This window comes from Roseiarcus sp. (genome assembly GCF_052145395.1).
Taxonomy (GTDB): domain Bacteria; phylum Pseudomonadota; class Alphaproteobacteria; order Rhizobiales; family Beijerinckiaceae; genus Roseiarcus.
Genome location: NZ_JBKQOT010000891.1, coordinates 1 through 8,661, shown reverse-complemented (window position 1 = coordinate 8,661; position 8,661 = coordinate 1). Strand labels below are relative to the sequence as shown.

The window sequence follows — 8,661 nt, the reverse complement described above, 5'->3', positions numbered from 1 at the left end:
TGCCAGGTGGAGCCCGAGGTCAGCTCCTTGCGCTCGACGAGCACGCTGTCGGTCCAGCCCTTCTTGCAGAGATGGTAGAGCGTCGAGACGCCGACCACGCCGCCGCCGATCACAACCGCGCGTGCATGCGTTCTCATCGGATCACCCCAAGCCGCACCGGGCGCTCGTTGGGCCTCGGCGGATCGGCGAGCATCTGCTTGACGACGAGGGCGAGCGGAACGGCAAAGAAGATATGCGAAAGGAGACCGCCGATAACGACATTCGGATCGAGATAGTTCGGATGATTCGTCGATACGAGCGCAATCGCGGCGTGCATCACGACCCAAACGATCACGGCGAAGAACAAGGCGACAAGGGTCGCCTCAAAACCGCGCCGCGCAAAGAACGGCCACGCGTAAGCGAAGACAACGCCCCAGACGACGCAGAAGAAGAAGTGGATGCCGGCGCCGAGAACGTAAGCGAAACCGCCAAGCGCCTCCTGCACGGCCTGCCCGAAGACGAGTCCTGTCGCGTTGCGGGGAATGCCTGCCAGCGGCATCAGGTGCTGCACTTCGACCCAGACGGCGGCCTCGTAGATCCAGATGAACACCCCTCCCGTGAGGCCGCCGACTACGCCAGCGCGTAGGGTCTGCGCAGTGTCCGTCTGACCTGGATCCATCCTTGTTCCTCCTGATTGCGCCGGCAGTCTCAGTACGTCGCGTCCGGCATCGAGGCCTTGCGCTCGTCGATGAACGCGCGGATCGCCTCGTCCCTGGCGGGGTCGAGCGGGGGCGGCTGGTAGTCCGCCAGCATCGCCTTCCACAAGACGTTCGCCCGGGCCGCCGCGTCCTTCGCGCCTTCCTCCTGCCACTGCTCGACGGAATTGTTGTCGGCGACGCTCGACCGGTAGAAGGCGGTTTCGAAGTTCATCTGCGTATGCGCGCAGCCGAGGAAGTGGCCCCCGGGCTCGACCTGATGAAACGCCTCCATCCCCTGACCGTTCTCGCTGAGATCGACTCCCCTGGCGAGCACGTGCATGGCGCCGAGCTGGTCGAAATCGAGCACGAATTTCTCGTAGGAGGCGGTGAGGCCGCCCTCGAGCCAGCCTGCGGCGTGAAGCACGAAATTGGTTCCGGCCAGCACTGTCGGCGCAAGGGTCTGCGCGCTCTCGTAGGCCGCCTGCGCGTCCGGGATTTTCGAGGCGCTGAGCGAGCCGCCGGTGCGGAACGGCATGTTCATCCGGCGCGCAAGCTGCGCCGCGCCGAAGATCGCAAGCGACGCCTCCGGGGTCCCGAAGGTCGGCGCGCCCGACTGCATCGAGAGCGTCGAGACGAAGGTCCCGAACACGACCGGCGCGCCCGGCCGCGTGAGCTGGCAGAAAGCCGTCCCCGCCATCACCTCGGCCAGCACCTGCGTCAGGGTTCCGGCGACAGTGACCGGGCTCATCGCCCCCGACAATATGAACGGCGTGATGATGCAGGCCTGGTTGTTCCGCGCGTACGCTTCCGCCGCGCCGAGCATCGTCGAGTCCCAGACGAGCGGCGAGTTGGCGTTGATCAGGCTCGTCAGCACCGTGTTCCGCTGCACGAATTCCTCGCCAAACAGAAGCTCGCAAATGCGCACGCTGTCCTCGGCCCGTTCCGGCTTGGTGACCGAGCCCATGAAAGGTTTGTCGGAATATTTCACATGGGAATAGACCATCTCGAGGTGCCGTTTGTTCACCGGCAGATCGACCGGCTCGCAAAGCGTGCCCCCGGAGTGGTGGATGGCGGGGCTGAGATACGCGAGCTTCACAAAATTCTGGAAGTCCTCGAGCGTTCCATAGCGGCGGCCCTTCTCGAGATCGTGGACGAAGGGCGAGCCGTAGTTCGGCGCAAACACCATCGCGTCGCCGCCTATGAGGACGCTGCGCCCGGGGTTGCGCGCGTGCTGCACGTATTGCGCCGGGGCCGTCGCGCAAAGTTTTCGCGCGAGCCCGCGGGGAAAGCGGACGCGGCTCTCCTTGATGTCGCAGCCTGCGGCGCGGAGGAGATCGAGGGCCCGCGGAAAGTCGCGAAACTCGATCCCAACGTCCTGAAGAAGCGTGTCGGCGTTGTGCTCGATGATTTCGAGCCCCTCCGCGCTCAGAATTTCGGTGATCGGGATTTTTCGCGTGATGTAGGGGACGGATGCGGCCGAGCGCTGGGCGCGCGCGCTGCGGCGCGCTTCGCGTCCTCGGCGGGGCTCCCGAGCAGGGGCTGGTTCGGACATAGGGCGCGCGCTCCTCGGGCTCGGTCGCAACGGATTGCTTCCACATTGCGACAGCGGCGCGGCCTTTTGAACCGAAAATGTAACGCCCAAGCACCGGACCGCTTTCCCCCACACCCTCGCGCCTCAAGGAGCGGCAGCGCCTCCTTGGCAGCCAAGGGCCTTTTTCCGAACAGCCGCCTCGCCCTGTCGGCCAGCCGACAGCGCGCCGCCGACCGGCCTTATAACATCCGACTTTCGCGTGGGCGCCCCCCCGGTGGGCGGCCGCGGCGTCCGCAACGGGAGGGTGCAGATGGTCCAGCGAGCGAAGAAAACGGATCGGCCGATGGTCGTCGTCGGCGCCGGCCAGGGGGGCATCCAGGCCGCGGAATCGCTGCGCGAGGAAGGCTGGGAGGGCGAGATCATCCTGTTCGGCGACGAGCCGCACCCGCCGTACCATCGGCCGCCCCTGTCCAAGGACATGCTGCTCGAGAGTCTGGATTTCGACTCGATCCAGTTGCGCGGGCCGGCCGAGATCGCGGCAAAGGGCATCGACTTCCGCCCCGGCATCCACGTCCTTGCGATCGACCGCGCCGCCCGCGAAGTCTCGCTCGATTCGGGCGCCCGGCAGGCCTACGAGGGCCTCGTGATCGCCACCGGCGGGTCCAACCGTCGGCTGCCGATCCCCGGCGGCGATCTCCCCGGCATTTCTTCGCTGCGCAGCGTCGACGACGCTTACAAGTTCGCCGAGGCGCTCGCCCGCGCCGACACGGTGCTTGTGGTCGGCGCTGGATTCGTCGGCCTGGAAGTCGCCGCCTGCTGTAGGTTGAGCGACCGCGAGGTCACGGTGATCGAGCGCGAACCGCGAGTGCTCGCCCGCGCCGTCGCTCCAGTGCTGTCGGACGTCTATGCGCGACTCCATCGCGAGCGCGGCGTCCGGCTTGAACTCGGGGCGAATGTCGCCGAGGTTCTCTCCCGGGATGGGCAGGCGACGGGCGTCCGCCTCGTCGACGGGCGCGTGTTCGAAGCCGATCTGATCGTCGCCGGGATCGGCCTCGTGCCGAACGACAGGCTCGCTCGCGAGGCGGGCTTGCGCTGCGAGCACGGCGTCGTGGTCGACGCGTGCTCGCGCACCGCGGATCCTGACATCGTCGCCGCCGGCGATTGCACCGCCACCGCGCACGAACCGGGAATGCCGCTCCACCGCCTGGAATCCGTGCAGAACGCCATCGAACAGGCGCGGTCCGGCGCGGCGGCGCTGATGGGCGTCGAGAAGCCGTTCTTGGACGCGCCGTGGTTCTGGTCGGATCAGTACGACGTCAACCTCCGCGTCGTCGGGCGGGTCGCGGGTTATGATCACGTCGTGCTTCGGGGCGACGTCGAGAACTACAGGTTCTCCGCTTTCTACTTCAAGAGCGGTAAGTTCATCGCCGCCGACAGCGTCAATCGGGTGAAGGACCATGTCGTCGCCCGGAAGGTGCTTGACCGCGGCGTGGAGCTGACGTCCGAGCACGCCGCCAATGTCAGCTTCGACCTCGGCTCGCTGGTCAAGGAGCCGCGAAGGGTTCTAGCCTAAGGCCCGGGGGCGGCGGGACGCCGCCCCTCCGAATCGGTACAAGCCCGAAACTATACCGGCGAAGTTTCGTGTGATAGGAGCGCGCAAGGAGGATTTTGATGACCGACCCGCGCTCCAACGGAGGGAGCGCGTCTCGCGCTCCTTAAGGCGGCGAGACGCCGCCCCTCCGAAGCGCCTAGCTTTTCGCCGCCGGCGCGGTCGTGCCTGAGGCGCCCTCCCGGAACTGCTTGACCGTGATCCTTGCGACGTCGCCGGCGGGGATTCCGCCCGCCGGGTCGTGTCCCATCGCCTGCAACGTTTCGGCAACCCATCCGGGCGAGACGGCGTTGACGCGGATCGTGGTCGCAGGCTCCGCCGCGGCCGCGCGCACAAAGGCTTCCAGCGCAGAATTGACCGTTGTGATGATCGCGCTGCCCGGCGAGGGATATTGCGCCGCAAGCCCCGTCGTCAGCGTGATCGCGCCGCCCGGCTTGACGGTCCTCGCGCCGTACCGGGCGACGTTGATCTGGCCCAAGAGCTTGTTGGCGAGTGAGAACGTGCAGTCCTCGTCGGTCGTTTCGTTCCAGGGCTTGAACCGCGCCGCGCCGCCGGTGCAGACGATCCCGTCGACCGGACCGACCCGCTCGAACAGGGCCGCGAGAGACTTCGGGTCGGCGATGTCGACCTTTTCGTCGGAACTGCGCGAGGCGCCGATGCAGTTCTCCGCGCCGAGCGCCTTGACGACCTCAGCGCCGGTTAAGCCCGCGGCGCCGATGACCAGAATCTTGCTCATTGTCGCGCTCCGTTCGGGCGGGCGCCGATCGCCCGCGAAACTGCCAGCCTAAGCCCGAACGTCGAGGCGCGGCAATCGGCGGCAGGATTCACCAACAAGGACACGAAGGATCGAAGACCTGGTGTCTCTTCGTGAACTTCGTGGCGAAAAACTCTGCCCCGTCACGCCGCCTCGACCAGCGGCGCGGGCGCGCGCATGAGGCAGTCGAAAGCGGAGAGCGCAGACTTTGCGCCGTCGCCCATGGCAATCACGATCTGTTTGAACGGCACGGTCGTCGCGTCGCCCGCCGCGAACACCCCGTAAGCCGACGTCTCGCCGCGCCGGTCATGCGGTCCTTGCAGGCGAGCCCGATTACCTTCGTCCCGTCCCCAAACACCTCGGTCGTCTGCGCCGACACGTTTGTGAGCGAGCGGAGCTTCGCCTGCAGCACGTCGTCGGCGCGCAGCTTCGGATCGAACTCGATCAGCGTTACCTGCGACGCGAGACCCGCGAGGTCGATCACGCGGGCCGCCCAGCGCGGCCCCCGAAGGCGGCTTGGATGTAGCCCGCTACCGCCATCGTTTAAAGCGGCAAATACTGATTGCTTTGATCGATAAAAGCGATCAAAAAGCCCCTCATGAGGATCCTGCCCACACTTCGCCAACTCAAATTCCTGGTTGCGCTCGCCGATCGCCGGCATTTCGGCCAGGCGGCGGAGGCCTGCTACGTCAGCCAGTCGACCTTGAGCGCGGCCATCCAGGAGCTCGAGCAAGGCCTCGGCGTCACGCTGTTCGATCGGACCCGCCGCTCCGTCGCGCCGACTGGAATCGGCCTGGAAATAACAGAGAGGGCGCGGACGATACTCAGACAGGCGGAGGACCTGGTCGACATCGCGCTGGCGGCGCACGACCCGCTCTCCGGCCCGCTCCGGCTCGGCGTCATCCCGACTATCGCGCCCTTCCTTCTGCCACGGATGCTGCCGAAGCTGCGCGAGGCGGCGCCGGAGCTGAAGCTCTATTTGCGCGAGGAGCAGACGGCGCCGCTGCTCGCCCGGCTCGAGGCGGGCCAGCTCGACGCCGTCATCCTTGCGCTCCCCGTCCCGCTCGCCGACGCCGAGAGCGAGGACGTCGCCCTCGATCCGTTCTTCGTCGTCTGTCCGCGCAGCCACCGTCTGGCGTCGCTCGAGACCGTTCGGCCCGGGGACATGGCGACGGAAGACCTGCTGCTGCTCGAGGACGGCCATTGCATGCGCGAACATGCGCTGGCCGCCTGCGAACTGGAGGGGGCGCGCCGCAACGAAGCGCTTCAGGGAACGAGCCTGAACACGCTCGTTCAAATGGCGGCGAGCGGACTGGGCGTGACCCTCGTGCCGGAGATGGCGATCGCCTCCGGTCTCATCGCCGGCCTGGACCTGCATGTCGCGCCGCTCGCGGGCGACAGGCCTCATCGGCGCATCGCGCTCGTCTGGCGCAGGAGTTCCGGCCGCAAGGAGACGTTCCGCCGGCTAGCGGGACTTTTGCGCGACGCGGCCACGCCCTCGGCCGCAAGCCTCGCTTAAGACGCCGGTTGTCCGCCCCGGCGCGCTTGCCCCGGCGCGCTTTGACAGCGCGGAACGCTGCCCCTAGGTTGCCGCGCCGAGGCGTGGGGTTGCAAAGGGAGTCCGCCCGATGGCGTTGCGCTATTTGGACGTGGAAGCGCTGAAGGCGGCGCCGGTGGCGAAGGAGCCTTTCGAGTTCTTCGTCGTGCCCGGGTTCGTGAGGCCAGAGGTCCAAGCCGACATCAATCGGGACTATCCGAAGATCGCCGAGAGCGGCAGCTTTCCTGTGGCCCAGGTTTCCTATGGGCGCTATTTCGCCGATTTGCTCGACGAGATGGCGAGCGACGAATTCCGCGAAGCGTTCGAGGAGAAATTCGGCGTCGATCTCGCCGGCCGGCCGCACACGGTCACTGTCCGCGGACGATGCAGCCCGAAGGACGGCCGCATCCATACCGACACCAAGTCCAAGATCCTCACCCTGCTGATCTACATGAATCCGGAATGGGAGCACACCGGCGGGCGGCTGAGGCTCCTGAGGTCGGCGGACAACCTCGACGACATGATCATGGAGGTCCCGCCGGCCGCCGGAACGCTGCTCGCGTTCAAGCGGTCGGAAAATTCCTGGCACGGCCACAAGCCCTTTTCCGGAGAGCGCCGCGTCATCCAGTTCAACTGGGTGACGTCGGAAGGCGACCGCCGAATGGCCATGCTGCGCCACCACGTCTCGGCGTCGTTCAAGCGCCTGTTCGGCAAAGGATCTCCGCAGCCTGCGGCGTGAGGGTCGTTCCTCTCTCTTCCCTCAATTCTGCCCGCTGGCGCCGCCCGGATACGCGAGAGACGGGCGGAATGCGATCATTCCAAGACGACACGATCGACGGCCGGATTGCGAAAAAGGCGGCCATTCGCCGACGGCCTGGCGAACGGGTCAAATCGACCTTGCGGACCTTCATCGCCGGCAGCGAAAGAACCCGAGTTGTTTCGGAGCGGGGCTAGCGCGCCGCCTGAACGTAACGGCCCTGGTTGTCGAAACTAGGCGACGTCGCGTTTCCGGCAACATTCGCCATCTGGTCCAGTATCGGACAGATGATTCTGGCGCATTCGGCCTGATCGGTTGGGATGGCGTCAAAGATCACTTCGTCGAAGTGATACTGGTCCCGGTCAAGGCAACAGCGGGAAGATCTCTCAAGATCCTCATAGTCTCACGAACGAGAAGGTCGTCAAGGTTCAAGATGACCGGGTTCCCGGAGCTTAACTGAATCAGGCTCGAGTTCACGGATTCGATGATACCGTTCCGAAAGAGTTGGGCATAGGCGCGATGTTCGGTGGCTCGTAGGCCGGCATTGGAGGTCTCGAGAACGCCTGCAAAATTAATGCGGGTCCCGGTTGCTGTCGAAGACCCGATCGGAGCAAATGATCCAACTTTCCGTTCAAGGGAAGACCCGGAGTCGCATCGAAGGCCGAGAGTGGAACCACATGAATGATAATGTTGCCCCGGTTCATTAGCTTAACCGGGGCTTGCCCAGCGGCGATTTTGGCGATGCGGTCGAGGCGGAAGTCGCGAATGCGGTCCGCGAGCTGGGGACCGGCGTTGAAAAGCGTTCGGAGTTCACTGACGTCTGGCTCATATTTCCTGGCGGCCGAGCGTGCCCAAAAACGATTGCTGCCGTGGCGAATGACCCGGTGTGGGGGGTTGTAGCTACGAGGGACCCGAATGACGAGGACATTACCACTGCCTGGATAGGCACGACGTGAAATGCGATGTTCGCTATACGGGGCTGAAAACCGCCGCGTGCGATCTGCTCTAGGCGAAACTTCTTTCCGTCCATTTGCATGTTGAGGGGCGTTACTGCGGTTGGGATCCCATTAGTCGCGTCGATGCCGAGCACGAGATCACCGCCAGAAGTGCTAGCAAAGGACGATGCGTCGGCCAGGAATCCCGCGTAGTCGGCGTGGACATTGCCGTAAGTCGCGCGCTTGTAGTCAATTGCGCGGCGTTGGGCCGCCCCGGAAGTGATAAGGTCCTGAAGACGCCCTTCATCAATTTGATTGAGCGGAACGTGCAGCAGCGCCATAAAATCGGTCTCGGTCACAGGAAAGACTATGGTCGCGATATAGGATCAGAACGACCGCTCGCAAAGCAGTGTCGAACAGCGAAGGGCGCCCGACGATCTTCTGGATCGCCACGCCGCCCGATGGCGGCTCCCGAGGACGGCGCATGCGACGATCCAGCGCGGGTGCGAACTTGAGCGAGTTCGGGAGTTGCGCTCCGAATATCTGAACCTCTTAACTTATCGCTCAATTAGCGTTGGCTATGTATGGCCTAAATCTGTTAGAATGGGTGGCGTTCTGATGGAGGTTTTGATGGAGCACGGGGCCTTTCGGGCGTGGGTTGCGGTGGTTGACGACCTGACGGCCGATCAGCGCATTGAGCTTGAGGAGGTGCTGGCGGGGCGAACGCCGCGCGCGGCGGTAACGGCGGCAATCGAGGGGAGCCTGGGCGATGAGCGCCGGTGCCCGCATTGCGGTAACGGCGCGTCGGTCGGTTGCGGCGCAGCGAACGGCGTGCGGCGGTTCCGTTGCAAGAAGTGCGGC

9 protein-coding genes and 1 pseudogene are annotated in these 8,661 nt (G+C 65.3%); 4 read left to right on the top strand and 6 right to left on the bottom strand.

Going from position 1 to position 8,661, the window contains the following annotated elements; all coding sequences use genetic code 11:
- From ACLP25_RS30930 to ACLP25_RS30920, 3 genes are all read right to left on the bottom strand, one after another.
- Positions 1-137 (bottom strand): FAD-dependent oxidoreductase (locus ACLP25_RS30930; RefSeq protein WP_442472919.1); only part of this gene is annotated, 137 nt, incomplete at its 3' end.
- Positions 134-658 (bottom strand): hypothetical protein, encoded by a 525-nt coding sequence (locus ACLP25_RS30925; protein WP_442472918.1) that lies wholly within the window; start codon positions 656-658, stop codon positions 134-136. The genes ACLP25_RS30925 and ACLP25_RS30930, both read right to left, overlap by 4 nt.
- 29 nt (positions 659-687) lie before the next feature.
- Positions 688-2,229, bottom strand: a complete 1,542-nt coding sequence (locus tag ACLP25_RS30920) for a trimethylamine methyltransferase family protein (protein ID WP_442472917.1) — start codon at positions 2,227-2,229, stop codon at positions 688-690.
- 289 nt (positions 2,230-2,518) lie between these two features.
- Here ACLP25_RS30920 and ACLP25_RS30915 point away from each other — a divergent pair, with 289 nt between their 5' ends.
- Positions 2,519-3,781, top strand: a complete 1,263-nt coding sequence (locus ACLP25_RS30915; protein ID WP_442472916.1) for an NAD(P)/FAD-dependent oxidoreductase — start codon at positions 2,519-2,521, stop codon at positions 3,779-3,781.
- A 175-nt stretch (positions 3,782-3,956) separates the two neighbouring features.
- On the opposite strand, the gene ACLP25_RS30910 is transcribed toward ACLP25_RS30915, so the two are convergent.
- Both ACLP25_RS30910 and ACLP25_RS30905 read right to left on the bottom strand, forming a co-directional pair.
- Positions 3,957-4,553 (bottom strand): short chain dehydrogenase, encoded by a 597-nt coding sequence (locus ACLP25_RS30910; protein WP_442472915.1) that lies wholly within the window; start codon positions 4,551-4,553, stop codon positions 3,957-3,959.
- Between the two features lie 247 nt (positions 4,554-4,800).
- Positions 4,801-5,055: a hypothetical protein gene (locus ACLP25_RS30905; RefSeq protein ID WP_442472914.1), complete on the bottom strand. Its 255-nt coding sequence runs from the start codon at positions 5,053-5,055 to the stop codon at positions 4,801-4,803.
- Between the two features lie 114 nt (positions 5,056-5,169).
- Between ACLP25_RS30905 and ACLP25_RS30900 the strand changes: the two genes are divergently transcribed.
- Together ACLP25_RS30900 and ACLP25_RS30895 are read left to right on the top strand one after the other, a co-directional pair.
- The gene (locus ACLP25_RS30900) at positions 5,170-6,090 is read left to right on the top strand and encodes a hydrogen peroxide-inducible genes activator (RefSeq protein WP_442472913.1); all 921 of its coding nucleotides are present in this window, start codon (positions 5,170-5,172) and stop codon (positions 6,088-6,090) included.
- A 109-nt stretch (positions 6,091-6,199) separates the two neighbouring features.
- Entirely contained in the window at positions 6,200-6,847 is a 648-nt protein-coding gene (locus ACLP25_RS30895) for a 2OG-Fe(II) oxygenase (RefSeq protein ID WP_442472912.1), read from the top strand.
- Positions 6,848-7,568: 721 nt separating this feature from the next.
- Here ACLP25_RS30895 and ACLP25_RS30890 read toward each other — a convergent pair.
- The gene (locus ACLP25_RS30890; protein WP_442472911.1) at positions 7,569-8,141 is read right to left on the bottom strand and encodes a hypothetical protein; all 573 of its coding nucleotides are present in this window, start codon (positions 8,139-8,141) and stop codon (positions 7,569-7,571) included.
- A 289-nt stretch (positions 8,142-8,430) separates the two neighbouring features.
- Between ACLP25_RS30890 and ACLP25_RS30885 the strand changes: the two are divergent.
- A pseudogene (locus ACLP25_RS30885) lies at positions 8,431-8,661 on the top strand (IS1595 family transposase); the annotation flags it as partial.